This window comes from Modestobacter sp. VKM Ac-2986 (assembly GCF_026967795.1).
Lineage (GTDB): Bacteria > Actinomycetota > Actinomycetes > Mycobacteriales > Geodermatophilaceae > Modestobacter.
In genome coordinates, this window is record NZ_JAPVBH010000005.1 from 48,511 (window position 1) to 74,068 (window position 25,558).

Annotated in this window: 23 protein-coding genes, 4 tRNA genes and 1 other RNA gene; 19 read left to right on the plus strand and 9 right to left on the minus strand. The window is 76.6% G+C overall.

The features are described 5' to 3' along the window. The first annotated feature begins 74 nt into the window (after positions 1-74). The 3 genes from O2W14_RS13650 to O2W14_RS13660 all read left to right on the plus strand — a co-directional run bounded on the left by O2W14_RS13650 (position 75) and on the right by O2W14_RS13660 (position 1,572). Positions 75-1,295, plus strand: a complete 1,221-nt coding sequence (locus tag O2W14_RS13650; RefSeq protein WP_269176652.1) for an MFS transporter — start codon at positions 75-77, stop codon at positions 1,293-1,295. Between the two features lie 98 nt (positions 1,296-1,393). Then, a tRNA-Ser gene (locus O2W14_RS13655) sits at positions 1,394-1,482 on the plus strand. Positions 1,483-1,499: 17 nt separating this feature from the next. Beyond that, positions 1,500-1,572, plus strand: a tRNA-Arg gene (locus O2W14_RS13660). Between the two features lie 69 nt (positions 1,573-1,641). Here O2W14_RS13660 and O2W14_RS13665 read toward each other — a convergent pair. The 3 genes from O2W14_RS13665 to O2W14_RS13675 all read right to left on the minus strand — a co-directional run bounded on the left by O2W14_RS13665 (position 1,642) and on the right by O2W14_RS13675 (position 4,333). After that, entirely contained in the window at positions 1,642-1,920 is a 279-nt protein-coding gene (locus O2W14_RS13665; protein ID WP_269176653.1) for an MSMEG_0570 family nitrogen starvation response protein, read from the minus strand. Between the two features lie 153 nt (positions 1,921-2,073). Beyond that, on the minus strand, positions 2,074-2,976 hold the full coding sequence (locus O2W14_RS13670) for a universal stress protein (protein ID WP_269176654.1): 903 nt from the start codon (positions 2,974-2,976) through the stop codon (positions 2,074-2,076). Positions 2,977-3,043: 67 nt separating this feature from the next. Continuing rightward, entirely contained in the window at positions 3,044-4,333 is a 1,290-nt protein-coding gene (locus O2W14_RS13675; protein WP_269176655.1) for an alpha-hydroxy-acid oxidizing protein, read from the minus strand. A gap of 197 nt (positions 4,334-4,530) precedes the next feature. On the opposite strand from O2W14_RS13675, the gene O2W14_RS13680 reads away from it, so the two are divergent. The 9 genes from O2W14_RS13680 (at position 4,531) to O2W14_RS13720 (ending at position 14,187) form a co-directional block, all read left to right on the plus strand. Next, positions 4,531-5,628, plus strand: a complete 1,098-nt coding sequence (locus O2W14_RS13680; protein ID WP_269176656.1) for a hypothetical protein — start codon at positions 4,531-4,533, stop codon at positions 5,626-5,628. Positions 5,629-5,722: 94 nt separating this feature from the next. Continuing rightward, the gene (locus tag O2W14_RS13685) at positions 5,723-6,229 is read left to right on the plus strand and encodes a MarR family winged helix-turn-helix transcriptional regulator (protein WP_269176657.1); all 507 of its coding nucleotides are present in this window, start codon (positions 5,723-5,725) and stop codon (positions 6,227-6,229) included. A 212-nt stretch (positions 6,230-6,441) separates the two neighbouring features. Next, a complete protein-coding gene (locus O2W14_RS13690) occupies positions 6,442-7,941 on the plus strand; it encodes an HAD-IIIA family hydrolase (RefSeq protein WP_269176658.1) in 1,500 nt (499 codons plus the stop codon). Continuing rightward, positions 7,938-8,954: a glycosyltransferase family 9 protein gene (locus O2W14_RS13695; RefSeq protein WP_269176659.1), complete on the plus strand. Its 1,017-nt coding sequence runs from the start codon at positions 7,938-7,940 to the stop codon at positions 8,952-8,954. Before O2W14_RS13690 ends, O2W14_RS13695 begins: the two co-directional genes overlap by 4 nt. Further along, positions 8,951-9,916 carry a glycosyltransferase gene (locus O2W14_RS13700; protein WP_269176660.1) on the plus strand — a complete coding sequence of 322 codons (966 nt, stop codon included), beginning with the start codon at positions 8,951-8,953 and terminating at the stop codon, positions 9,914-9,916. Before O2W14_RS13695 ends, O2W14_RS13700 begins: the two co-directional genes overlap by 4 nt. Beyond that, positions 9,913-11,151, plus strand: a complete 1,239-nt coding sequence (locus O2W14_RS13705; protein ID WP_269176661.1) for a glycosyltransferase — start codon at positions 9,913-9,915, stop codon at positions 11,149-11,151. The genes O2W14_RS13700 and O2W14_RS13705 overlap by 4 nt, the downstream gene beginning before the upstream one ends. Beyond that, positions 11,148-11,816, plus strand: a complete 669-nt coding sequence (locus O2W14_RS13710) for a D-sedoheptulose-7-phosphate isomerase (RefSeq protein ID WP_269176662.1) — start codon at positions 11,148-11,150, stop codon at positions 11,814-11,816. Before O2W14_RS13705 ends, O2W14_RS13710 begins: the two co-directional genes overlap by 4 nt. Next, entirely contained in the window at positions 11,813-13,219 is a 1,407-nt protein-coding gene (rfaE2, locus tag O2W14_RS13715; protein WP_269176663.1) for a D-glycero-beta-D-manno-heptose 1-phosphate adenylyltransferase, read from the plus strand. Before O2W14_RS13710 ends, rfaE2 begins: the two co-directional genes overlap by 4 nt. 68 nt (positions 13,220-13,287) lie before the next feature. Next, a complete protein-coding gene (locus O2W14_RS13720) occupies positions 13,288-14,187 on the plus strand; it encodes a glycosyltransferase family 9 protein (RefSeq protein ID WP_269176664.1) in 900 nt (299 codons plus the stop codon). A 46-nt stretch (positions 14,188-14,233) separates the two neighbouring features. Here the strand turns inward: O2W14_RS13720 and O2W14_RS13725 are convergent, their stop codons facing one another. The 4 genes from O2W14_RS13725 to O2W14_RS13740 form a co-directional block, all read right to left on the minus strand. Beyond that, positions 14,234-15,907 (minus strand): VWA domain-containing protein, encoded by a 1,674-nt coding sequence (locus O2W14_RS13725; protein WP_269176665.1) that lies wholly within the window; start codon positions 15,905-15,907, stop codon positions 14,234-14,236. A 172-nt stretch (positions 15,908-16,079) separates the two neighbouring features. Continuing rightward, entirely contained in the window at positions 16,080-17,069 is a 990-nt protein-coding gene (locus O2W14_RS13730; protein WP_269176666.1) for a UDP-glucuronic acid decarboxylase family protein, read from the minus strand. Positions 17,070-17,237: 168 nt separating this feature from the next. Then, the gene (locus O2W14_RS13735) at positions 17,238-17,480 is read right to left on the minus strand and encodes a DUF2630 family protein (RefSeq protein WP_269176667.1); all 243 of its coding nucleotides are present in this window, start codon (positions 17,478-17,480) and stop codon (positions 17,238-17,240) included. A gap of 29 nt (positions 17,481-17,509) precedes the next feature. Then, a complete protein-coding gene (locus O2W14_RS13740) occupies positions 17,510-18,481 on the minus strand; it encodes a prephenate dehydrogenase (RefSeq protein WP_269176668.1) in 972 nt (323 codons plus the stop codon). A gap of 12 nt (positions 18,482-18,493) precedes the next feature. Here O2W14_RS13740 and O2W14_RS13745 point away from each other — a divergent pair, with 12 nt between their 5' ends. The 3 genes from O2W14_RS13745 to O2W14_RS13755 all read left to right on the plus strand — a co-directional run bounded on the left by O2W14_RS13745 (position 18,494) and on the right by O2W14_RS13755 (position 19,642). Continuing rightward, positions 18,494-19,018, plus strand: a complete 525-nt coding sequence (locus O2W14_RS13745) for a tRNA adenosine deaminase-associated protein (protein WP_269176669.1) — start codon at positions 18,494-18,496, stop codon at positions 19,016-19,018. A 69-nt stretch (positions 19,019-19,087) separates the two neighbouring features. Then, entirely contained in the window at positions 19,088-19,546 is a 459-nt protein-coding gene (locus O2W14_RS13750) for a nucleoside deaminase (protein ID WP_269176670.1), read from the plus strand. Positions 19,547-19,556: 10 nt separating this feature from the next. Then, positions 19,557-19,642, plus strand: a tRNA-Ser gene (locus O2W14_RS13755). Positions 19,643-19,714: 72 nt separating this feature from the next. Here O2W14_RS13755 and O2W14_RS13760 read toward each other — a convergent pair. Then, a complete protein-coding gene (locus O2W14_RS13760) occupies positions 19,715-21,439 on the minus strand; it encodes a serine/threonine-protein kinase (RefSeq protein WP_269176671.1) in 1,725 nt (574 codons plus the stop codon). 34 nt (positions 21,440-21,473) lie between these two features. Further along, positions 21,474-21,821, minus strand: coding sequence for a hypothetical protein (locus tag O2W14_RS13765; protein WP_269176672.1), 348 nt, complete (start codon positions 21,819-21,821; stop codon positions 21,474-21,476). A 143-nt stretch (positions 21,822-21,964) separates the two neighbouring features. Here O2W14_RS13765 and O2W14_RS13770 point away from each other — a divergent pair. From O2W14_RS13770 to O2W14_RS13785, 4 genes are all read left to right on the plus strand, one after another. Further along, positions 21,965-22,049: transfer RNA gene (locus O2W14_RS13770), tRNA-Ser, on the plus strand. A 67-nt stretch (positions 22,050-22,116) separates the two neighbouring features. Then, positions 22,117-22,212: signal recognition particle sRNA small type (gene ffs / locus O2W14_RS13775), an RNA gene on the plus strand. A 70-nt stretch (positions 22,213-22,282) separates the two neighbouring features. Beyond that, a complete protein-coding gene (locus O2W14_RS13780) occupies positions 22,283-23,005 on the plus strand; it encodes a YceI family protein (protein ID WP_269176673.1) in 723 nt (240 codons plus the stop codon). Between the two features lie 91 nt (positions 23,006-23,096). Beyond that, entirely contained in the window at positions 23,097-25,376 is a 2,280-nt protein-coding gene (locus O2W14_RS13785) for a DNA polymerase III subunit gamma and tau (protein WP_269176674.1), read from the plus strand. Positions 25,377-25,558: the final 182 nt, after the last annotated feature.

Sequence of the window (25,558 nt, forward strand, 5' to 3'; positions counted from 1 at the left end):
GTGCTACCGTCGGGAAGCTGTAGGGGGTCAACGGCTGTTGAGCCCCTACGATTCCCCGTCTCGACCGTGCTGAAGTGAGTCCTGTCATGCGTTCCTACCTGCCCGTGTGGCGGCTGCCGTCCGCCCCGGTGCTGCTGCTGGCCGGCTTCGCCGGCCGACTGCCGTCGGCGATGGTGCCGCTGGCCCTGCTGCTCATGGTGCAGCAGGAGACCGGTTCCTATGCGGTTGCCGGTGGGATCTCGGCCACGTTCGGCATCGCCACCGCGATGGTCGCGCCCGTGCTCGGCCGGCTCGCCGACCGGCGCAGCCCGCGCCCGGTGCTCCTCCTGCAGGCGCTGGCCTACCCGCTGCTGCTGCTCGGCGTCGCCGTCGCCGTCCTGCGCGGCGCCCCGGTCCCGGTCATGTTCGCCGCCGCAGCAGCGGTCGGGATGAGCACCCCGCTCATCTCGGGCACCGTGCGCGCGCTGTGGTCGCGGGTCGACCCGAAGATCCGGCCCACCGCCTACGCGCTGGACGCCACCGCCACCGAGCTGGTCTTCGTCGCCGGCCCCACGCTCGTCGCCGCCCTCACCTTCCTGGCCAGCCCCGTCGTCGCGCTGGCCGTCGCCGGCGTGCTCGGCATCGGCGGCGCCCTCGGCGTGGTGATGAGCGCCCCGATGCGCGCCTGGCAGCCCGTGGCGGCACCCCGCCGCCGCCTCTTCGCGACCGTGACCCTGCCCGGCATGCCGCGCGTCCTGATCAGCGGCACAGCGCTGATGGTCGCCGTCGGTGGCCTCGAGGTCGCCGTCCCGGCCTTCGCCGACGCCGCCGGGTCGCCGGGGATGTCCGGTGTCCTGCTGGCCGTGTGGGCGCTGGGCTCCACGATCGGTGGACTGTGGTTCGGCGCCCGTGTCCTCAGTGCCTCGCTGCCGCGCCAGTACCGCTGGTGCCTGCTCGGCGTGACCATCGGCCTGGCGCCGCTCGCCGCGGTGTCCAGCCCCTGGGTGCTGGCCGCCCTGCTGTTCCTCGGCGGGACGGCGATCGCGCCCACCCTGACCGTGCAGAGCTCGCTGGTGGGCTCCATCGCCCCGGCGTCGGCGGTCACCGAGGCCTTCACCTGGCTGTCGACGGTGGCCTTCGGCGCCTCGGCGGTCGGCGCGGCGGTGGGCGGTGCGCTCATCGAGGGCCCGGCCGGCGTCGGCGGGGCGCTGGTGATGGCCACTGGTGCCGCAGCCGTGGCGGTCGCGGTGACGCTGGTCCCCGGGCGCGGCCCGGGCCTGCCGACGGCTCCCCGGCGGGACGTCGTCCACGCCTGAGGAGGCCTCCCGGCGCCCGGTCGGCCACCCCCGTGGAACCCGGGCGCCGGACGCTGGTAACCTCTCTCCTCGGTGGTTCCGGGGCGACTCGGGACCCGGGAGGCTTCGCCTAGTCCGGTCTATGGCGCCGCACTGCTAATGCGGTTTGGGTTAATCCCCATCCCGGGTTCAAATCCCGGAGCCTCCGCGCACAACTGAACACACGCACCCGTAGCTCAACGGATAGAGCATCTGACTACGGATCAGAAGGTTAGGGGTTCGAGTCCCTTCGGGTGCACGTCTGGTTGAGACAGCGAACGGCCCCGTTCCTCTTCGTGAGGAGCGGGGCCGTTCGTGTTGTCCGGCCTCACCGGCGGAAGCCGGCCACCTGCACCTCGCCGGCCGGGAAGCGGGCCGCGGTGGCCTCGACGGAGGCGAGCGTGGCCGCGGCGCGCGAGCACGGGGAGCCCCAGCGCTCCTGCACGCGGCGGCTGGCCTCGCCCATCGCCTCGCGGGTGAGCGCGACGAACTCGCCCACCGAGTACGCCGCCCCGGCCGTGAAGACGTCCTCGACCACGGTCGAGGGCGAGTAGACCCACTGCTGCGACATGTCCGGCCACCGGACGTCGAACTCCACCTCGGGCACGGGGTGAGTGTGCGTCAGGGAGGTGTGTGGCGGGCGGGGGGCCGGCCCTGACGGTCTGGCCGCGTTGGTCGGTCCATCCCCAGGAACTGGATGGCCATGTGTACCGGCTTCCCCCACCCGCACCTCAACTGTGACCCACGGCACAGCGGGGCGTCAAGAGGTGGTCGGCGAGCCGTTCGGGACGACGAGCAGGGGCACCGTCGCCGCCCGGAGGAGCTTGGTCGCGGTCGACCCCACGAACACCTGCCCGGGCGGACCGGACCGTGCGGACCCGACCACCAGCACGTCGCCGGGCACCCACGGCGTCTCGGCCACCGCCCCGGCCCAGCCGGCGCCGCGGGCCAGCAGCGTGGCCGGCGCGGGCCCCGGCCCGGCCCAGCCGGCCGCCACCTCGTCCAGCGCGCCCTGCACCTGCCCGGCCCACTCCTCGCTGACCACCTGCTCCATGCGGTCGCCGGCGGCCGAGGGGAGCAGCGCCGCCCGCTCGGGCACGAACGTGACCAGCCGGACCGGCACCCGCCACCGCTCGGCGAACGCCAGGGTCGCCGCGAGCGCCTCCGCCGACCGTGCCGTTCCGGCCCACGCGCAGGTCAGCCGGGCCGGTGCGGCGTCGGCCGACCAGGCCCGCGGCGCCAGGGCCAGCGGCACCGGCGAGCTGTGCAGCAGCCGCTCGGCCACCGATCCGGCCGAAAAGCGCCCGGCCGGCGCCTCCGCCGCCGCCCCCAGCACCAGCAGCCGGGCCCGGTAGGTGGACGCCGCCTCGACCAGCCCGGCGGGCACCGAGGACGCCGGCACCACCGCCGTCCGGACGTCGTCCACGCCCGCCGCCCGCAGCGCGGTGAGCGCCTCGGCCTGCCGGGTCGCGGTCAGCGCCGCCCGCCACTGCAGGTACTCCCGGTCCAGCCGGGACGTGACCGGGGTGGCCGGGTCCGGCGGCACGACCGTGGTGACCACCACCGGCGACTGCTCGGCGCGGGCCAGCCGCACGGCCAGCCGCAGCGCGGCGTCGTCCCCGCCGCCGTGCTCGGCGGCCTCCCAGGCCAGCAGGACGGTCATCGTGGCCTCCTCGGCGGCGGTGTCGTCCCAGCCTGCCCGGCGGCGCCGCCGGCGGCCAGCACCGGCCTCACGGACGGCGTCGCAAGACCTTGCGGGAGAGCTGGCCGACCGCGGTGTGGCCGGTGAGCCCCAGGGTCAGGTCGAACTCGGCGAGCACGTCCTCCACGACCTGCCGGACGCCCTCCTCCCCGGCCAGCCCCAGGCCCCAGGCGAACGGTCGGCCCAGCAGCACCGCGCGGGCACCGAGGGCGACGGCGACCAGCACGTCGGCGCCGCTGCGCACCCCGCTGTCCAGCAGCACCGGCACCCGGTCGGCGACGGCGTCGACCACGTCGGGCAGGGCGTCCAGCGCGGCGATCGAGCGGTCGACCTGGCGCCCGCCGTGGGTGCTGACCACCAGGCCGTCGACGCCCTCGTCGACCGCGCGCCGGGCGTCGTCGGGGTGCAGGACGCCCTTGAGCACGATCGGCAGCCGGGTGTGCTCCCGCAGGAACGCCAGGTCGTCCCAGGTGATCGAGGGGCGGGAGTAGATGGCCAGGAAGGTCTCCACGGCCGCGCGGGGGAGCGGGGAGCGCAGGTTCTCCACCAGCGGGCCGGGCCAAGCGCGGGCCATGCCGACCAGCGCGCGCACCGCCGCGGACGTGGGTCGGGGCTGCGGGTCCCGCGGGGCGCCGGCCGAGGCGGCGACCCGCTCGGCCACCAGTCGGCGGAACACCGGGTCGGAGGTGTACTGCGCGATCCCCTTGCCCAGGGCGAAGGGCAGGTGGCCCAGGTCCAGGTCGCGCGGGCGCCAGCCGAGCATCGTGGTGTCGAGGGTGACCACCACGGCCTCGCAGCCGCTGGCCTCCGCCCGGCCCAGCAGGCTGGCGACCAGCTCGTCGGAGCTCGACCAGTACAGCTGCAGCCAGCGCGGTGCCTCGCCCATCGCCGCCGCGGTGGTCTCCATCGGCACCGACGCCTGGTTGGAGAAGACCATCGGCACGCCCACGGAGGCGGCGGCCCGGGCCACGGCCAGGTCGGCGTCGGGGTGCACCAGCTCCAGGGCGCCCACCGGGCCCAGCAGCACCGGGGCGGGCAGTCGTCGTCCAAACAGCTCGACCGAGGTGTCCCGGGAGCTGACGTCGCGCAGCACCCGGGGCACCACCGACCAGCGGTCGAAGGCGGCCCGGTCGGCGCGCTGGGTGTCCTCGTCACCTGCGCCACCGGCGACGTAGTCGTGGGCGCGGGCACCCAGCCGGCGCCGTGCCTCGCGGGCCAGGGCGCGGTAGCTGGTCGGCACGCGCGGGGTGCGGCCGTAGACGCCGGCCCGGTAGACCGCGTCCTGCCGCCGCCGTCCGGTCCCCGCCGCTGAGCTCACCGGCCCACCGTAGTGACGCGTGTCTCGCCGGCCTGCATGCACCTGCCGGCCCGACACGCCCGTCGCGACACGCGCGCGACACGGACGTGACTGGAGTGACGAAGCGGCCACTGAGCGCATGCAGCGGAGATGATCGGGGCAGTGCAGCCAGGGGCCGGGGCAGTCGCCCTCCGGCCGGCGAGATCGGGGGGTCCACCGTGCCGACGTCGTACGCGCGGGCCCTGGCCGTCGCCGTCCTCGCGCTGGGCGCCGGCGGGGTCGCCCTCGCCACCCCCGCCGCTGCGATGGAGGACCCCCGCCGGCCCACCGCCACGGTCACCCACGGCCCCAGTTGCGGCCCCGGCGTCGTGCGCACGCTGGTCACGAACGGCACCCAGCCGCACCGGGTCGCGCTGGTGTTCGACGGCAGCGCCGAGCAGGACTCCGCGGTGCTGGCCGCCGGGCAGCAGGTCGAGCTGGTCAGCGCCCCCATCGCCTGGGGCGTGACCGTCGACGTCTCGGTCGCCGTCAGCGCCGGCGACGGGACGCCGGAGGCCCCGGTGGAGCTCGAGACCTACACCCGGCCCAGCGCCGAGGACTGCGCGGCGGTCGCCGCACCCCCGTCCAGCACCGCCCCGCCGGCCACGGCGACACGGCCCGGGCCCGCCACCTCCGTGGAGTCGGGGACCACCCCACCGACCACCGGCGGGCCGGGCTCCCCGGAGGCCGCCGTCCCGGCGATCCCGGTGCCGGGCACCTCGCAGCCGGCCGACCCGGCGACCCCGGCTCCCGGGACGACGTCGGGCAGCACGCCCGGACCCACCGGCGGGACGCCCACCGGCTCGCCGGACGCGGACACGCCGCCGCGCACCAGCAGCCCCGGCGCCCCGAGCGGCTCGGCCGGGCGGAGCAGTGTGCCGGCCGCCAGCAGCTCCGCGGCCGCGGTCTCCCCGGGCGGGGTGGTCACCGTGCGGGCCACCGGCTTCACCGCCGGCGAGCCGGTCGCCGTGACGATCCCCGGGGTCAACGAGCCGCTGACCACCGTGGCCGCCGCCGCCGACGGCAGCGTGGAGACCGTCGTGCAGATCCCGCGCGGCGCGGCGCTGGGGTCGACCACGGTGCGGTTCACCGGCGGCGACTCCGCCGCGACCGCCGGGCTGGCCCTGGACGTGGCTGCCCGCGACCGGGCGGTCCCGGAGAGCACGGGCTCACCGGTCGCGGTCGCCGCCGGACTGGCGCTGGTCGGCGCGGCGGGGACGCTCGGGTTGCTGGGTGCGCGACGTTCCCGCGGCCGGCACGCAGACACGGACCGCTGAGCCGGCAGACCACACCGGCACACTCGGACGCACCGGCCGGACGACCCGCACCGACACCCCGACGACAGACGTGGACCCGCTCATGGACCAGCACATGGACCGCCTGCACGACGGCGCGCCGCCCCGAGGCGTGCCCCGTGACGTGCGCGGCCTGGCTGCGGCCGGGCCCAGCAGCACCGAGACCTGGCTGCGCATCGTCCAGGTGCACGACCGCATCACCCACCGCGTGGACTCTGCCCTGCACCGCCAGCACGGGCTGTCGCTGACCGGGTTCGAGGTGCTGCGCCGGGTGGCGGAGTCGCCGGAGGAGTGGGCGTCGATGGGCGACCTGGCCGAGGCCGTCGGGCTCAGCCGCCCGGGCATCACCAGCACCGTCAACCGGCTCGTGGACGACGGCCTGGTGACCCGCGAGCGACTGGGGGAGGACCGGCGGCTGCTGCACGCCCGGCTGACCGACTCCGGCCGGGAGCGGGTGCGCGCCGCGACCGCCACCCACGACGACCTGGTGGCCCACCTGCTCACCATGCTCGGCGACGACGCCCCCGTGGTCACCGACGCCCTGGCCCGGGTCTCCGCGGCCACCCGCCGCCCCCGCTCGTAGCGTCCGCCGCCGGTGGCGGGCAGGCGGACCTCTCCACCGGGTCCCGCCCCGACGCAGGCACCGCTGCCCCGGGGCGGGATAGGCGACCAGACCGGTGATCGCGACGGATCCGACGCGTGAGGGTCCCTCGATCGGGGTAATCCGCCGCCTGCCCGGCGAAAACTTAAAGCCCGTAGTGTTTCTCCGGTGGACCTGCAGGGGATCGTGAGGGCATGACGGGTGACCTGAGCGGCTGCACGGTGGTCGTGCCGACCGTCGGCCGCCCGTCCCTCGACGTGCTGCTCGAGGCCCTCGCCACCAGCACCGGGCCCCGCCCGGCCGAACTCGTGCTCGTCGACGACCGGCCCACCGGTGAGCCGCTGCGCCCCGAGCGCCCGGGTCTGCCCCCGGTGCGGGTGGTGCGCACCGGCGGCGGTGGCCCGGCCCGCGCCCGCAACCTGGGCTGGCGCACCGCGACCACCGAGTGGATCGCCTTCCTCGATGACGACGTCGTCCCCGACCCCGACTGGTACGACCGGCTCGCCACCGACCTGGCCGCGCTCCCGGACGACGTCGCCGGCACGCAGGGCCGGGTGCGCGTGCCGCTGCCCACCGACCGCCGGCCCACCGACTGGGAGCGCGGCACCGCGGGCCTGGCCACCAGCAGCTGGATCACCGCCGACCTCGCCTACCGCCGGTCCGCCCTGGCCGCGGTCGGCGGGTTCGACGAGCGCTTCCCGCGCGCCTTCCGGGAGGACTCCGACCTGGCGCTGCGGGTCATGGACACCGGGTCCACGCTGACCCGCGGGCAGCGCTGGATCACCCACCCGGTGCGCCCGGTCGACCGCTGGGTCTCCGCCCGCGTGCAGGCCGGCAACGCCGACGACGTGCTGATGCGCCGGCTGCACGGCCCCACCTGGCGCGACCGCGCCGACGCCGCCGTCGGCCGCCGCCCCCGGCACCTCGCGGTCACCGGCGCCGCGCTCGCCACCGTCGGGCTGCTGGCCGCCAGGAGGCCCAGGGCCGCCGGGCTGGTGGCGCTGGGCTGGCTCGCCGGGACGGCGGAGTTCGCCTGGGCCCGCATCGCCCCCGGCCCGCGCGACCGCGCCGAGGTCACCACCATGGCCCTGACCAGCGCGGTCATCCCGCCGCTGGCCACCTGGCACTTCCTGCGCGGCGCCGTCGTGCACCGCGACGTCCTGGCCTGGCGCGGTCTGCCGGACCTGGTGCTCTTCGACCGCGACGGCACGCTCGTGCACGACGTCCCCTACAACGGCGACCCGGCGCTGGTCGCCCCCGTCGACGGCGCCCGCGAGGCGCTGGACTCCCTGCGCGCCCGGGGCGTGCGGATCGGGCTGGTCACCAACCAGTCGGGGGTCGGCCGCGGGCTGATCACCCGGGCCCAGGCCGACGCCGTCAACGCCCGGGTCGCCGAGCTGCTGGGCCCCTTCGACACCGTGCAGGTCTGCCCGCACGCCCCCGAGGACGGCTGCGACTGCCGCAAGCCCGCGCCGGGCATGGTCACCGCCGCCTGCGCCGAGCTCGGCGTCGACCCGGCCCGCTGCGTCGTCATCGGCGACATCGCCGCCGACCTGGGTGCTGCGGCCGCCGCCGGTGCGCACGGCATCCTCGTGCCCACGCCGGTCACGCTGCCGGCCGAGGTCACCGCCGCCCGGCACCGCGCGCCCACGCTCACCGAGGCGGTCGGTGACGTGTTGGCAGGAGCCTGGTGACGCGCGGCCTCCCCAGCCGCACCGTCCTGGTCGCCCGGCTGGACAACGCCGGGGACGTGCTGTTGCAGGGCCCGCTGGTGCGGGCGGTCGCGGCCGGTGCCAACCGGGTGGTCTTCCTGGCCAGCCCGCAGGGCACCGCCGCCGCCGAGCTGCTGCCCGGCGTCGACGAGGTGCTGACCTGGCACTGCCCGTGGATCGACGGGCACCCCCAGCCCGTCGACGCCGCCGACCTGGCCGCGCTCGCCGACCGGGTGCGCGCCGCCGGGGTCACCGAGGCCGTCGTCTCCACGTCGTTCCACCAGTCGCCGCTGCCGCTGGCCCTGGTGCTGCGCACCGCCGGCGTGGCCCGGATCAGCGCGATCAGCGTCGACTACCCCGGCTCGCTGCTCGACGTCCGGCACCGCACCGACGACGACCAGCCCGAGCCCGAGCGCGCGCTGTCCCTGGCCCGGGCCGCCGGGTTCGAGCTGCCCGCCGGCGACGACGGCCGGCTCGCCGTCCGCCGTCCGCTGCCGGCCACCGACCGGGTCCCCGGCTACGTCGTCCTGCACCCGGGCGCCTCGGTGCCCGCCCGCGCTTGGCCGGCCGAGCGTTGCGCCGAGGCCGTCGAGGCCCTCGCCAACGCCGGGTACCGCGTGCTGGTCACCGGCGGGCCGGGGGAGCGGGGGCTCACCGCCGCCGTCGCCGGCACCCGCGGCACCGACCTGGGCGGGGCCACCACGCTGGCCGAGATGGCCGCCCTCCTCGACGGCGCCGCTGCGGTGGTCGTGGGCAACACCGGTCCGGCGCACCTGGCCGCCGCCGTGGGCACGCCCGTCGTCTCGCTGTTCTCCCCAGTGGTGCCGGCCGTGCGGTGGGCGCCCTACGGCGTCCCGACCGTGCTGCTGGGCGACCAGTCCGCCCCCTGCCGCGACTCCCGGGCCCGCGAGTGCCCGGTGCCGGGGCACCCCTGTCTGTCCTCCGTCACCGCGGCCGACGTCGTCGCCGCCGTCGAGAAGCTGGTGGCCGCGTGAAGGTCCTGCTCTGGCACGTGCACGGCTCGTGGACGACGTCCTTCGTCCAGGGCGCGCACGAGTACCTGCTCCCCGTGGTGCCCGACCGTGGGCCCGACGGCCTCGGCCGGGCCCGCACCTGGGACTGGCCGGCGTCGGTGCGGGAGGTGACGCCGGAGCAGCTGCGCGCGGAGCAGCCCGACGTCGTCGTCCTCCAGCGCACCCGCGACCTGGAGCTCGTGCGGGAGTGGCTGGGCCGCGAGCCCGGCCGCGACCTGCCCGCGGTGTTCCTGGAGCACAACGCCCCCGACGGGTCGGTGCCGAACACGGCGCACCCGCTGGCCGACCAGCGCGAGATCCCGATCGCGCACGTCACCTACTTCAACCAGCTCTTCTACGACAACGGGGTCGCGCCGACCACGGTGATCGAGCACGGCATCGTCGACCCCGGCGAGCGCTACACCGGTGAGCTCGCCCGGGCCGGCGTGGTGGTCAACGAGCCGGTCCGCCGCGGCCGGTACACCGGCGGCGACCTGCTGCCGCTGCTGAGCCGGGCCGCCCCGCTCGACGTCTTCGGCATGGGCCTGACCGGCCTGCACGAGCGCTACGACCTCGACCCCGCGCGGGTCGGGCTGTACGACGACCCGCCGCAGGCGGCGATGCACGACGAGCTGGCCCGCCGCCGGGTCTACGTGCACCCGGTGCGCTGGACGTCGCTGGGCCTGTCGCTGCTGGAGGCCATGCACCTGGGCATGCCGGTCGTCGGGCTGGCCACCACCGAGGCCGTCGAGGCGGTCCCGGCCGAGGCCGGCGTGCTGTCGACCAACCCCGAGGTGCTGGCCCGGGCGCTGGAGCGGTTCGTGCACGAGCCGGACGCCGCCCGGCTGGCCGGCAAGGCCGCCCGCGCCGCCGCGCTGGGCCGCTACGGGCTGGACCGCTTCCTCACCGACTGGGACGCTCTGCTCGCCGAGGTGACCCGGTGACCGCCGACCTGGTGGAGGCCTACCGGCTCCGGATCAGCCTGGTCAGCGAGCACGCCAGCCCGCTCGCCGCGATCGGCGGGGTCGACGCCGGTGGGCAGAACGTGCACGTCGCGGCGCTGGCCGCGGGCCTGGCCACCCGCGGCCACGAGGTCACCGTGTACACCCGCCGGGACGACGCCGCGCTGCCCGAGCGGGTGCGCACCGCCGACGGCTACGACGTCGTCCACGTGACCGCGGGGCCTCCCACCGTGCTGCCCAAGGACGACCTGCTCCAGCACATGGGCACCTTCGCCGACGTGCTCCGGGCCGCCTGGGTGCACCAGCCGCCGGACCTGGTGCACGCGCATTTCTGGATGAGCGGACTGGCCTCGGTGCAGGCCGCCGCGGGCCTGGGCATCCCGGTGCTGCAGACCTTCCACGCCCTCGGCTCGGTCAAGCGCCGGCACCAGGGCGACGCCGACACCTCGCCGGAGCAGCGCATCGAGCTCGAGCGCGGGCTGTGCGCCGACGTCGACCACGTCGTGGCCACCTGCACCGACGAGGTCCTCGAGCTCGGCCTGCTGGGCCTGACCGACGACCGGGTCTCGATCGTGCCCTGCGGCGTCGACACCGCGGAGTTCACCCCACGCGGGCCGGTCGCCGAGCGCTCCGGCCGGCCGCGGCTGCTCGTGTTGGGCCGGCTGGTCGAGCGCAAGGGCCAGGAGGACGCCGTCCGGGCGCTGCCCGCGGTCCCCGGCGCCGAGCTGGTCGTCGTCGGCGGGCCGCAGAGCCACCTGCTCGACAGTGACCCGGAGGTGCAGCGCCTGCGCGCGATCGCCGACGAGCTGGGGGTCGGTGACCGGCTGGTGTTCACCGGCGCGGTGTCCCGGGCCGACGTCCCGGGCTGGATCCGCTCCGCCGACGTCGTGCTCGCCGTGCCCTGGTACGAGCCGTTCGGCATCACCCCGCTGGAGGCGATGGCCTGCGGCCGCCCCGTGGTCGCCACCGCCGTCGGCGGGCTGGCCGACTCCGTCGCCGACGGCGTCACCGGCGACCTGGTGCCCCCGCGCGACCCCGCCGCCCTCGGTGCTGCGCTGGCGGCGCTGCTCGCCGACGACCAGCGCCGGGCCGGCTACGGCGCCGCCGGCGTGCAGCGCGCCCGCACCCGTTACCGCTGGTCCCGCGTCGTGGCCGACACCGACGCCGTCTACCGCCAGGTCCTGGCAGTCCGCTCCCCTCTGGAGGTCGCTCGATGACCGTCACCCCGTCCCGCTCCAGCGAGGTGGTGTCGCCGGACACCTGCACGCACCTCACCGGGCACGACCACGTCACCTCGCTGACCGCCGCGCTGGGCAGCCTCACCGCCCAGGTCGAGGTCCTCGACCGCTGGGGCCGGATGCTGGCCGACGTGCTCACCGGCGAGGGCCGCGGCCGGCTGCTCGCGGCCGGCAACGGCGGCAGCGCCGCCCAGGCCCAGCACCTCACCGCCGAGCTGGTCGGCCGGTACCGCGCCGACCGCCCGCCGTTCTCCGCGATCTGCCTGACCGCCGAGACGTCCTCGCTGACCGCGATCGCCAACGACTACGCGGCCGACGAGCTGTTCGCCCGCCAGGTCGAGGCGCACGGCCGCCCGGGGGACGTGCTGGTGCTCCTGTCGACGTCGGGCCGCAGCCCCAACGCCGTCGCCGCAGCCCGCCGGGCCCGCGACTGCGGCGTCACCGTGCTGGCCATGACCGGGCCGGGCCCGAACCCGCTGGCCGCGGCCGCCGACGACGCCGTCTGCATCGACTCCGAGTGGACGGCGACGGTGCAGGAGTGCCACCTGGTCGCCCTGCACCTGCTCTGCGCCGCCTTCGACGCCGCGGTGCTGGCCGAGTCGCCGCGGGTGTCCACCACCCACCACGTGGAGGTCGTCCCGTGATCGTCGTCGTCGGTGACGCCCTGCTCGACGTCGACCTGGTCGGCACCGCCTCGCGGCTCACCCCCGACGCGCCGGTGCCGGTGATCGACGACGCGGTTATCCACGAGCGCCCCGGTGGTGCCGCGCTCGCCGCCGTCCTGGCCGCCTCCTCCGGCGAGGAGGTCACGCTGGTGGCCCCGTTCGGCGACGACGAGGGCGCCGACCGGCTGCGGGCGCTGCTCGCCGGCCGGGTGCAGCTGATCGAGATCCCGGCCAGCAGCCCGACCGCGGTCAAGCAGCGCATCCGGGTCGGTGACCACTCCGTGGCCCGGCTCGACACCGGGGGAGCGACGACGACCTTCGGCGCGCTGCCCGCCGCCGCGGTCGAGGCGATCGCGACTGCGTCCGCCGTGCTCGTCGCCGACTACGGCCGCGGGACGACGTCGGCCCCCGACGTGCGTGCCGCCCTGGCCGCCGCCCGCGGCCCGGTGGTCTGGGACCCGCACCCGCGCGGTGCCGACCCGGTGCCCTCGACCCGGCTGGTCACCCCCAACGGGTCGGAGGCCGCCCGCGTCACCCCCGAGGTCACCGGCAGCGGCCTGGCCGCGGTCGGCGCGCGGGCCGAGGCGCTCATCCGGGCCTGGGGCGTCGGCGCGGTCGCGGTCACCCTCGGCGCCCGCGGCGCGCTGCTGTCCTACGGGGAGGGCGCGCCGATGGTCGTGCCGGCCACCCCGGTCACCGGCGGCGACCCGTGCGGCGCCGGCGACTCCTTCGCCGCCGCGGTCACCGTCGCCCTCGCCGGGGGTGCCGTCACCGGTGAGGCCGTCACCGCCGCCGTCGCGGCCGCCGGCGCCTTCGTCGGCCGCGGTGGCGCCACCGCCTGGGACGCCGCGCCGGCCACCGCCGAGCCCACCGCCCCCGACGTCGACGCGCTGCTGGCCCGGGTGCGCGCCGCGGGTGGCACCGTCGTGGCCACCGGCGGCTGCTTCGACCTGCTGCACGCCGGGCACGTCGCCACGCTGCGGGCCGCCCGCGGGCTGGGCGACTGCCTGGTCGTCTGCATCAACTCCGACGACTCGGTGCGCCGGCTCAAGGGCCCGACCCGCCCGCTGGTGAGCGCCCCCGACCGGGCCCGGGTGCTGGAGGCGCTGGAGTTCGTCGACGCCGTCGTCGTCTTCGGCGAGGACACCCCCTCGGCTGTCCTGGAGCAGCTGCGCCCGGACGTGTGGGCCAAGGGCGGCGACTACGCCGGCGCCGACCTGCCCGAGTCCGCCGTCCTGCGCACCTGGGGAGGCCAGGCCGTCGTCCTGCCCTACCTGGACGGCCACTCGACCACCGCCCTGGTCGAGCGCTCCCGGACGAAGGACCCCGTTCCCCCCACGACTCGCAGGCTCGCCGCGGGCCCCGGAACGGGGCCGTGCTGAAGGACCCCGCTGCCCCCCACGACTCGCACGCTCGCCGCGGGCCCCTGCAGCGGGGCCGCACTGCGGTCGTGCTGCGGCCGCTGGGGCTGGGGGACCTGCTCACCGGGGTGCCGGCGATCCGGGGGATCCGGGCTGCGGTGCCCGGCCACCGGCTGGTGCTCGCGACGACGCGGGCGCTGGAGCCGCTGGCCGCGCTGATCGACGCCGTCGACGAGGTGCTGCCCGCCGTCGAGCTCGAGCCGCTGGACTGGTCCGGTCCGCCGCCCGAGCTCGCCGTCGACCTGCACGGCAAGGGCCCCGCCTCGCACGTGGTCGTCGCCGGCCTGCACCCGCAGCGGTTGCTCACCTTCGACAGCCCCGGCTACCCCGGGCCCACCTGGTACGCCGACGAGCACGAGGTGCGGCGTTGGTGCCGGCTGGTCGACGAGGGGCTGGGCGTCACCTGCGACCCCGACGCCCTGGACCTGCGCGTCCCCGACGTCGATCCGCCCGTGCGCGGCGCCGCGGTCGTCCACCCCGGGGCGGCGTTCCCCGGGCGGCGCTGGCCGGTCGAGCGGTTCGCCGCCGTGGCCCGGCACCTGCGCGCGCAGGGGCACGACGTGCGGGTCACCGGCGGCCCGGCCGAGGTCGAGCTCGCCCGGGCGGTCGCCGCCGGGGCCGGACTGGGCGACGACGCGGTGCTCGCCGGGCGCACCACCTCCCTCGAGCTGGCCGCAGTGGTCGCCGCGGCGTCCGTCGTCGTCTGCGGCGACACCGGGGTGGCCCACCTGGCCACGGCCTACCGGCGTCCCTCGGTGGTGCTGTTCGGCCCGGTGTCACCCGCGCTGTGGGGCCCGCCGCCGCGCCCGCAGCACGTCGTCCTGTGGCACGGCGACGGCGCCGGCGACCCGTGGGGCACCGAGCTGGACCCGGCCCTCGCGGAGGTCACCGTCGCCGAGGTCACCACCGCCCTCGACGCGCTGCTGTAGTGGAGTCCCAGGGCGCCAGAAGTGCACCCTGGGGACTCCACGAGCCTCAGCCCCGGCGGCGGATCGCGTCGAAGAGCACGCCCTGCAGGTCCTCGGGGTCCAGGCACGGGTAGGCCGCGCCCCCGGTCGCCTGGCCGATCTGCTCCAGCGCGCTGAGGTCGGCGTCCGGGCCCAGCGCGATCCCGACGACCTTGACCGGGCGCGCCGGGTCCGCCTCGGCGCGCAGCGTGTCCAGCAGCGGACCGAGGTCGATGCCGGCCTCGTCGTCGTCGTCCTCGCCGTCGGTGATCAGCACGACCGTGTTGACCGACCCCGGGTCGTAGGCCTCGCGGGCGGCCCGCACCGCGGCCAGCGTCGTGTCGTACAGGCCGGTGCCACCGGGGTCGAGGATCGAGGGCAGGGTGTCGAACTGCTCGTCGATCAGCTGACGGTGGGTCTTCCCGCCCCCGACGTCGGTGGCGAAGGTGCGCAGCGGGGCCAGCTCGACCCAGTCGCGGTCACCGTCCAGCCGGTGGGCGAAGGCCCAGACGCCACCCGAGTGGGAGTCCGGCAGCAGGGTCAGCGCGCTCTTGCCGGCGTCGCGGGCGAGCGTGGCCCGCGTGCCGTCCCCGGCGGCGGCCTCCATCGAGGTGGAGACGTCCATGACGGTCAGCAGCCGGGACGGCGTGGCCAGGCTGGCGAGCCGGCCCAGCAGCGCCTGGACGGCGGCCGGGTCGAGCGCCACCTGCTGGGGGGCCGCCTCCTGCACGCCGGTGCCGGTGCCGGCACCGGCCGGGGAGCCGCCCTGCTGGTCCCGGAACCCGGCGGCGCGCGCCTGCTCGCCGGCCGTGCCCGCGGTCAGCGCCTGGACGACGGCGTCGACCGCGCGCCGCTGGCCGTCGTCACCCACCGGCAGCCGCAGCACCGGGTAGTCCAGCGACGGGGAGCCCTCGCGGGGGTAGACCGCGACCAGGGCGTCGGAGCCGGCGGCCTGGTTGGCGGCGAGCACCTCCTGCTCGCTGACCGGGACCAGCGGGGCGTCGGCGCCGCCCGCGGTGCCGGCGGCCAGGCCGTCGGCCACGGTCGGGACGTCCCCGCGGCCGGCGGCCAGCACGGCCTCGACGACGGCGTTGTCGGCGGCCTCACCGCCACCGAGGGACTGCCGCACGGCGGCCAGGACCGAGACGCCCTCGGCGCTCGCGGCCAGGTCGGGCACGGCGAGCGGGCGGTCGGTGGTCAGCGCCTCGCCCCAGGTGGGCGGGGTCGTCGTCCAGCCCAGCTGGTCGGCGGCGGCGCGGCTGGTGGCCAGCACGAGCGGCGAGGTGGCGACCGAGCCGGCCGCCTCCAGTCCGCTGCCGCCCGCGCGGGCGGCCCACAGCGAGGAGTCGGGCACCCAGACCTGCGGCAGGGCGTCGGGGGCCAGCGAGCCGAGGTCGGCCAGCGTCTGCAGCGGCTCGGTGGCGGTCACCTCGGCCACGGCACAGGAACCGCCGCCCAGGTCGAGGGGCTGGGCGAGCAGCTGCCCGGCCAGTGCGCCGAGCTCGGGGGCGACGGTCACCGGCACGGTGCGGCGGTCGGTGCACCCGCCGCCACCGGCGGCGGTCGGGGCGGTCTCGTCGTCGCCGGTGGTCCACCAGACCAGCCCGGCCACGACCACGGCCACGACGAGCGCGGCCAGGCCGGCCAGCAGGGCGGGGCGGCGGCGGTCGGTACGGGCGCGGGTGTGGGCGTGGCGCCCCATCTGCTGTTCTCCGGTCGTGTTCGCAGGCGCCCTGGGGGTGCCCGGCGCCCAGTGGGCGAGCGGCCATCGGTCGGTGCGCCACTGTACCCATCCGGGCGGCCCCCGGCCGGGCTCGCGGACGCCGATCGTCCGGGCCTCCCGGACGCCGTCCGGCAGGACGGCGACCGGGTGGTCAGCCGACCTGGCTGAGGCTCGCCTCGCGCTGGGTGGCGAACCACTCGACCGTGCGGCGGAGGCCGACCTCGGAGGTGACCGCCGGCGCCCAGCCGAGGGCCTCGGTGGCCAGCGTGGTGTCCGGCCGGCGCACCTTGGGGTCGTCGACCGGCAGGTCGATGAAGCCGATCTCGGAGTCCGAACCGGTGAGCTCCACGATCCAGCGGGCCAGCTCCAGCATCGACAGCTCGTCGGGGTTGCCGATGTTCATCGGGCCGGTCTCGGTGGAGAAGGCGAGGGCGAGGATGCCGCGCACGGTGTCGTCGACGTAGCAGATCGACCGGGTCTGGGACCCGTCGCCGGCCACGGTCAGCGGCCGGCCGGCCAGCGCCTGTCCCACGAAGGCCGGGATGGCGCGGCCGTCGTCGGCGCGCATCCGCGGGCCGTAGGTGTTGAAGATGCGCACGATCGCGGTGTCGATGCCCTGCGAGGTGCGGTAGGCGGTGGTCAGCGCCTCGCTGAAGCGCTTGGCCTCGTCGTAGACCCCCCGCGGGCCGACCGGGTTGACGTTGCCCCAGTAGTCCTCGCGCTGCGGGTGCTGCAGCGGGTCGCCGTAGACCTCCGACGTCGAGGCCAGCAGGAAGCGGGCACCCTTGTCCTTGGCCAGGCCCAGCGCGTGCAGGGTGCCGAGGCTGCCGACCTTGAGGGTCTCGATCGGCATCTTCAGGTAGTCGATCGGGCTGGCCGGGGACGCGAAGTGCAGCACCAGGTCGACCGGTCCGGGGACGTGCACGTAGTCGGTGATGTCGCAGCGCACCAGGCGGAAGCCGGGGTGCTCCATGAGGTGCTGCACGTTCTCCGGGGCGCCGGTGAGGAAGTTGTCCAGGCAGACCACCTCGACGCCGCGCTCGAGCAGCTGCTCGCACAGGTGCGAGCCCAGGAAGCCGGCCCCGCCGGTCACCACCGCCCGGCGGATCTCGCGCGCCTGCACTGCACCCTGGACTGCCATCGACGAGCTCCTGTCTGCCGCACCCGCGCAACCGGACCGCACGGCGTGCACCGCGCTGCGTACCCGGGAGATCAACTTCGCACACACTTCGACGCCGAAGTGTCCTGGGGTCGGCGGGGACGACCGATCGGGTGACGGCGGCCACCGGGGCGGCCGCCGTCCGACCGGCTACTGCAGGTAGTTCTCGACCTGCGGCTCGGGGCGGGCCTGCGCCTCGTCGGGGTCCTCGCCGTACTGGCGCTTGGCGTCACGCTGACGGACCAGGTCCCACAGCTGGTCCCGCTCCTCCTCGATCGAGCGCAGCCGGGCGCGCTGCTCGTCGGTGTGCTCGGTCGCGTTGCGGAGCGCGTGCTCCTCCTCGACCAGCGCCTCGATCTGGGCGTGGATGTCCTTGTCGTGGTCGTCTGCCATGCGCCCAGCTTGCCCCCTCGGCGACGAGGTCATGCCTGCGGCTCAGCAGGCTCGGGCACCCAGCCCTCGACGAAGGCGGCCAGCCGCCGGGTCACCGCGCCCCCGGACCGGCCCAGCGTCAGCAGTGCCGAGCGCTCCAGGGGCACCCGCACCGGACGGCGCCCGGCGGCCGCGGTGCGCACCGCGTGGCCGTCGGCGACCAGCTCGGGCCAGGGGCGGTCCAGCTGGGCGCGCACCCGGGCCAGGGCGGCGGCCGCGGGGGCGGCGTTGCCCTCGACCAGGGCGGTGACGAACGCCGGGTCGCTGGCGATGACGCGGGTGGCGTCCCGGTAGCTGCCGGCCGCCAGGCTCAGCGCGAGCGGCCCGGCCTGCCCCGCGGCGGCGGCCAGCGCGGCGGCGAGCAGGTGCGGGACGGCGCTGATCGCGGCCACCGCGTCGTCGTGCTCGGCGGCGGTCACCGGCACCACCTCCGCCCCGACGGCCAGCGCGATCTCCGCCACCCGCAGCCAGCGGCGCAGGTCGGTGTCCGGCTCCAGGCACAGGGCCCACCGGGCGCCGTTGAACAGCGCGGGGTCGACGGCGTCCGGGCCGGACCGTTCCGTCCCGCACATCGGGTGCCCGCCGACGAACCGCCCGCCGTGCGCGGCGCCCAGCGCGTCGAGCACCGGGACCTTGACCGAGCCCAGGTCGGTGACCGTCGCGCCCGGGTCGACCCGCAGCCCGTCGAGCGCGGTGGCCATCACCGGCAGCGGGACGGCGAGGACGACGACCCCGGTGAGCTCCCGGGTGACCTGCACGCCGGTGTCCTCGGCGGCGGCGCGGGCCCGCGGGTCGACGTCCCAGCCCGACACGGGGCGGCCGCCGGCGACCAGCGCCGCGGCGAGCGACCCGCCGAGCTGCCCCAGTCCGACCACCGACACCGGCGGCACGGGCATCGTCGGCACGGGGAAGGCGCTCGCGGCACCCGGCGTCCTGCTGTCGTCGGGAGCGGGGTCGGCCATGATCTACAGGCTATGACCACCCCGCCGGACCCCGGCACCGCGCTGCGGCCCAGCTTCGCCGTCCGGGTCGCCCACCTCGACGGGCGCTGGCACTGCGACCTGCTGGCCGCCGACGCCGACAGCGAGCTCCCGGTGCTCGAGCAGGCACTGGGGGAGCCGGGGTCGCCGGGCTGGCCCGGGCCGCTCGTGATCGTCGTCGACAGCCGGCTGTACTTCGTCGTCCTCCGGCACGGGCCCGGCGGCATGGTGCGCGCGCTGATCTCCGACGCGACCTTCCAGGAGTGGCTGCTGGCCGCCGAGGTGGTCGAGCGCTACGGCATCCCGGTCGAGGCCGGTACCACCATCGAGGACGCCTTCGACGACGACGAGCAGGGCTGGCCCGGCGGGGACCTCGCCGTTCTCGCCGACGCCGGGCTCCCCGCCGAGGAGCTCACCGCGCTGCTGGACTCCGACGAGATGTGGGCCGACGAGCTGGTGCTCGCCATCGCCGGGCGGATCGGCTTCGCCGACGAGCTGCGGGCCGCGGCCACCGCCTGAGGGGTCCCGCGGACAGTCGAGCCCTGCCCCCACCTGGGGGCAGGGCTCGACTGTGCGCAGGATGTCCCCGTGACCGACGACGAGGCGATGCTGCGGGCGCTCGAGCTGGCCGCCGCGGCGCAGGAGTGGGGCGACACGCCCATCGGCGCGCTCGTCCTGGGGCCCGACGGCGCGGTGCTCGCCGAGGCCGCCAACGAGCGGGAGAAGCGGGGGGACCCGACCGCGCACGCCGAGGTCCTGGCCCTGCGCGAGGCCGCCCGGCTGCACGGCGACGGCTGGCGGCTGACCGGCGCGACGCTGGTGGTCACCCTCGAGCCCTGCACCATGTGCGCCGGGGCGAGCGTGCTGGCCCGCGTGGCCCGGGTCGTCTACGCCGCCGACGACCCGAAGGCGGGTGCGGCCGGCTCGCTGTGGGACGTCGTCCGGGACCGCCGGCTCAACCACCGCCCCGAGGTCGTGACCGGGATCCGGGCCGCGGAGTCCGCCACGCTGCTACGTGCGTTCTTCCGCGCGAAGCGGGGCCTGTAGTCTCTCCGGCGGTGGCGTGTCCGAGCGGCCGAAGGAGCACGCCTCGAAAGCGTGTGAGGTTCACAGCCTCCGTGGGTTCAAATCCCACCGCCACCGCAGCTGACGGCGGCGCCCGATCCACACCGGATCAGGCGCCGCCGTTCTCGCGTCCGGGGTCCGGCGCGGGCCTCACTGCGCCCGGTCGGAGTCCACGAGCAGCCGGCCGTCGGCCCCGCGGACGAAGGTGAACGTGTGCTGCTCGGGCTCGCGGCCGCCGTCCTCCACGAAGGTGACCGGCGCGGTGGCGGTCAGCGAGCCGTCGGAGGCCGAGACCGGCCCCAGCGTCACCGCGCTGAACCGGTTCCAGAAGCGGACGTAGTTCGCCCGCGAGATCGCCGAGCGCAGGGTCGGCCCGGTCCGCTCCCACGCGGCCTCGGGGTCGCCGGGCAGCAGCGCGTAGTAGCTGGTCAGCGTCTGCTGCACCTCCGCCGCCGAACCGGGCGCGGGGCCGGCGGGCGTCGGCGGCGGCGGTGCCGGGGTCGTCTCTGCCGGGGCGGTCGAGGTGGGCGCGGTGGTGGTGGGCGCGGTGGTGGTCGGGGCGGTCGTGGTCGGCGTCGGGGCGGCCGACGTGCTCGGCGCGGTGGTGCCCGACGGCGTGGAGGAGCTGGACGTGGAGGGCGCCGGCGGGGTGGACGAGGGGGAGGCGGTGCCGGTCCGGGCCGCGGCCCGGGTCTGGTCGCCGTCCTGACCGAGCAGGAACAGCAGGACGCCGACCCCGACCAGGGCGGCGGCCAGCGCGCCGAGCAGCACCGCTCCCCGGCGGCGACCCTGCGGGCGGGCCGGGGGCGCGCCCACGGTGGTGCGGGCAGGAGGCGCGACCCGGCCGGCGTCCGCCGGAGCCGCCACGGGCGGGTCGTCCGGCGTCGGGACCAGCGGGGGAGCGGGGTCCGGGACCGGCGCGGTGACCGACCGCTCGGCCGGCGGTACCGGCGGCACCGCCCGGCCGTCCACCGGGCGGATGTCGGTCAGCGTGGTGGGGATCGGGGTGCGCGCGGTGAGGACGTCGGTGACGTCGCGGTCCCGGCCGGCGGCGAGGCCGGCCAGCTGGTCCCGGACCTGGGTCATCGACGGCCGCTTGCCCGGCTCGGAGTTCAGCATCCGCATCAGCGGCCGGGTCAGCGCACCGGCGTTGCGCGGCCGGTCGAAGTCGCCGCCGGCGACCCGGTAGAGCATCTCCAGCGGGTTCTCGGTCATGCCGAAGGGCGGCGTCCCCTCCAGGCAGGCGAACAACGTCGCGCCCAGGGAGTAGACGTCGCTGGCCTCGTCGGGCTCCTGGCCGCGGGCGACCTCAGGGGCGAGGTAGGCCGGCGTCCCCTTGACCACGCCGGTCTGGGTGAGCGAGACGTCGCCCCGTGCCCGGGAGATGCCGAAGTCGGTGATCTTCACCAGGCCCTCGGCGCGGCCGCCCTCGCCGATCAGGATGTTGCCCGGCTTCACGTCCCGGTGGACGACGCCGGCGGCGTGCGTGGCCACCAGCGCGTCGGCCACCTGCGCGCCGATCTGCGCGACCTGCTGCACCGGCAGCGTGCCCTGCGCGGCCAGCACCTGGGCCAGGCTGCGGGAGGGCAGGTACTCCATGACCAGCCACGGCGTCCCGCCGTCGTCGACCATGTCGTAGACGGAGACCGCGTGCGGGTGGGTCAGCCGGGCGGCGATCCGGCCCTCGCGCATGGCCGCCTCGCGGTGCCCCGCGGTGGCCTCGGGGTCGCTGCCGACCGGGATGAGCACCTGCTTGACCGCGACGTCGCGGCCCAGCAGCTCGTCCCGGGCGAGCCAGACCGCCCCCATCGCCCCGCCACCGAGCCGGGAGCGCACGAGGTAGCGCCCGGCCACCCGGGAACCCGGCGCCGTCACCGCTGCCCTGCCCGCACGCCCGCCGGTCCGCCGGTCAGGTGGCGGCCGGGGCGCCGTAACGGCGTGCGTACTCCGCCTGCGCCCCCTCGGGCAGGGCGTCGTAGAGCTCGGCCAGCTCGCCCAGCGAGCTCTCCGGCAGCTCGTCGAACAGCGACTCCCAGCTCGGCGGCTCGTCGTGCCCGCGGGTGAGCAGGAGCTCCCACGCCCGGGTCTGCCGGTCGCGCTGCGCCCGCTCGGCGACCATGCCCGACAGGTACCGGTCCTTGGCGGCGTCCTTCTCCGCGCGGGTGGCGTCGGTCGGGAGGTCGCTGGGGTCGGTGTTCTGGAGTGCGGTGACGATGGCGGCGACCACCTCGGGCCGCACCTGCTCGGTACTGCTCATGTCCAGTCCCTCCGGTTGTCGCGCTGCGCGGCGGTCGCCGGCTGTCGGCGATCACTCAACCACCCCCGAGGGTCGCGGGCGCTCCGGACGAGGGGGAGTGGCGCACGGCCGGAGAGCTGACCGGTACAGTTGCCCACGCAGTTGGAGGATTCGCCTAGTGGCCTATGGCGCTCGCTTGGAAAGCGGGTTGGGTGCAAGCCCTCGGGAGTTCGAATCTCCCATCCTCCGCAACAGGCCGCCTCGCGGCGGCCGCCCCCTGGCTCCCCGTGCGGGCCGGGCGTCCTCTACAGTGGTCGTCGACCCCTCGTGCGGCGTCACCCTGTGAACCTCCCCAGGGCCGGAAGGCAGCAAGGATAAGCGGGCTCTGACGGGTGTGCGAGGGGTCCCTTCGTCTCCTGACCCACAGGCTCCTCCCAGGTTCGTGCGGTTCGATCCATGAACCGTCAACCTCGGGAGTGGACATGGCCGGTCGTCGCGTCTGGTGGATCACGGGTGGGGTGGTGGCCGTCGTCGCCGCCGGGGCGATCGGTGGCCCGCTCGTCTACGCCGCACTCGAGGAGGACGCCGCCCCCGCGCGGACCGTCCAGGCCCAGCCGGACGTCGCAGCGGCCACCAGCAGCGCACCCTCCGGGGCACCCACCAGCTCCGTCGCGCCTCCGCCCGACACGGCGGCCCTCGACGGGACGTGGGCGATCGCGGCCGACTCCTCGGCGGGCTACCGCGTGGACGAGGTGCTCAACGGCGCCGACGTCACCGTCGCCGGCACGACCGACCAGGTCACCGGCTCCGTGGTCATCGCCGGCGGCGACCTCGCCGACGCCGACGTGACCGTCGACGTCGCCTCGATCACAACCGACTCCTCCCGGCGGGACGGCTACTTCCGCGACAACGTGATGGACGTGGCGACCCACCCGACGGCCACCTTCTCGGTGACCGAGACCGCCGACCTGCCCGAGCTCACCGGCACCCCGGTGACCGTGCCGGTGACGGGCGAGCTGACCGTGGCCGGCGTGACGCAGCCGGTGCAGACCGAGATCTCCGTCGTGCGCACCGCCGACGGGGTCGACGTCTCCGGCGCGGTGCCGGTCGTCTTCAGCGACTACGGCATCGACCCGCCCGACCTGGGGTTCGTGCGGGTCGAGGACCGGGGCCAGGTCGAGTTCTTCCTCAACCTGACGAAGTAGCGCTGCGCCCGTCCGTGCCGGGGCGGTGACGCACGGGCACCGACGGGCGAGGTGCGCCCGGACCGTCGGTGCGGCCACGTAGATTCGGGTCGTGGCTCTGGCGCTCTACCGCAAGTACCGCCCGGCGACCTTCGCCGAGGTGGTCGGTCAGGATCACGTCACCGCGCCGCTGATGAACGCCATCGACAACGGCCGGATCAACCACGCCTACCTGTTCAGCGGCCCACGCGGCTGCGGCAAGACGTCGTCGGCGCGGATCCTGGCCCGCTCGCTGAACTGCGAGCAGGGCCCGACGTCGACTCCGTGCGGCGTCTGCGGCTCGTGCGTCGCGCTGGCCCCCGACGGCCCCGGGTCGATCGACGTGATGGAGATCGACGCGGCCAGCCACGGCGGTGTCGACGACGCCCGCGACCTGCGCGAGAAGGCGTTCTTCGCCCCCGTGCACAGCCGGTACAAGATCTACATCGTCGACGAGGCGCACATGGTCTCCTCGCAGGGCTTCAACGCCCTGCTGAAGGTGGTCGAGGAGCCGCCGGAGTTCCTCGTCTTCGTCTTCGCCACCACCGAGCCGGAGAAGGTCCTCCCGACCATCCGCTCGCGCACCCACCACTACCCGTTCCGGCTGGTGCCGCCCAGCACGCTGCGCGGCCTGCTGGAGCGCACCTGCACCGCCGAGGGCGTCACGGTCGAGCCGACCGTGTTCCCGTTGGTGGTGCGCGCCGGTGGCGGCTCGGTGCGCGACTCGCTGTCGATCCTGGACCAGCTGCTGGCCGGCGCCGGGCCCGAGGGCGTCACCTACCGCTCGGCGGTCGGCCTGCTCGGCGTCACCGACGAGGCGCTGCTCGACGAGGCCGTCGACGCGCTCGCCGCCTCCGACGCGCCCGGTGTCTTCCAGGCCGTCGAACGGGTGGTCGAGGCCGGCCACGACCCGCGCCGTTTCGCCACCGACCTGCTCGACCGGCTGCGCGACCTGATCGTGCTCGAGGCCGTGCCCGAGGCCGGCGGCAACGGCCTGCTGGACTGCCCGCCCGACCGGCTGGACCTGATGAGCCGCCAGGCCCAGGCGCTGGGTGCGGCGACGCTGTCCCGGCTGGCCGACACGGTGCACGAGGGCCTGTCGGAGATGCGCGGGACGACGGCGCCCCGGCTGCTGCTGGAGCTCGTCTGCGCCCGCATGCTGCTGCCGGCCACCGACGGCTCGGGTGCGGCGACCCTGCAGCGCCTGGAGCGGCTCGAGCGTCGGATGTCGATCGCCGGTGAGCACGCCGGCCGCCCCGAGCCGGCCGCCGCCGCCCCGGTCCGCGAGCCCGCCCGTGAGCCCGTTCGTGAGCCCGTTCGTGAAGCGGCCCGGCCGGCACCGGTGGCCGCCCGCGTCGCCGAGCCGGCGCCAGCCGCACCGGCGCCCGCCGCGCCGGCTCCGGCCGCTGCAGCAGCGCCCGCCCGGCCGGCCTACGTCCGGCCGTCGCAGGCCCGAGCCGCGCAGGCCCCGGCCGCACCGGCGGCCGGCCCGTCGGCACCCGCGCCCGAGGGGGACGACGGCTGGCCGGTCACCGCGCGCCCCGGGGCGATGGCGGCGTCCGCGCCCACCCCGCCGCCGGCTGCCCCGCCGACCCCGCCGGCCGCGCCCGAGCCGCGTCCCCGCCCGGCGGTGGCGGACTCCGAGCCCGATGTTCCGCTGCCGCCGGAGCCCACCGACGACGAGGACTGGCCGCAGCCTGCGCGGGTCACCGCGCCCGCGCCGTCCGCCCCCGCGACGCAGTCCGCCCCGGCCAGCAGCGAGCCCGCCCGTCCGGCCGTCACCACGGCCCCGGCGCCACGGGCCGCCGCGGAGTCCGCACCCTCACCGCGTGGTGGGGAGCCCACGCCGCTGGTCTCGGCCCTCCCGCCCGAGCCGGCCGGCGGCGACACCGAGCTGACCACCGTCGACGTCCGGCGGATCTGGCCCGAGCTGCAGGCGGTGGTGAAGCGGCACAAGCGCACCACCGAGGGCCTGATGAAGAGCGCGCAGGTGCACGACCTGGCCAACGGCACGCTCACGCTGTCCTTCACCTCGCCGGCGCTGGCCAAGATGATGGGCGAGGACCTCAACCGGGAGGTCCTGCGGCAGTCGGTCGAGGAGCTGCTGGGCGTCCGCTGGAAGGTCCAGACGATCGTCGACGTCCCCGGGCAGGCCCCGGCCGGCCCGGCGGCCACCCCCGAGGACGTCCGGGCCGCCGTGCAGGCGGCCGAGACCGCCGAGGCCGACGAGCTGATGGCCGAGCGGGCCGCCGAGCCCGCCCCCGGCAGCGCGGACACCCCCGAGCAGGACCCGCACGCCGCGGCCCTGCTCCTGCTGCGCACCCAGCTCGGCGCCCGCCCGATCGAGGACTGAGGAAGGACCCCCCCGCCCCCCACCGCACGCTCCGCGCGCGGCGGGCCCCTGCGACGGGGCCTGACCCTCGCCACGGGACGTTCCGCGCGCGGTGGGACCCTGCGAGGGGGCCTGACCCGCGCCACGGGACGTCCCGCGCGCGGCGGGACCCTGCGACGGGGCCGGGTCTCACGTACCGCGGG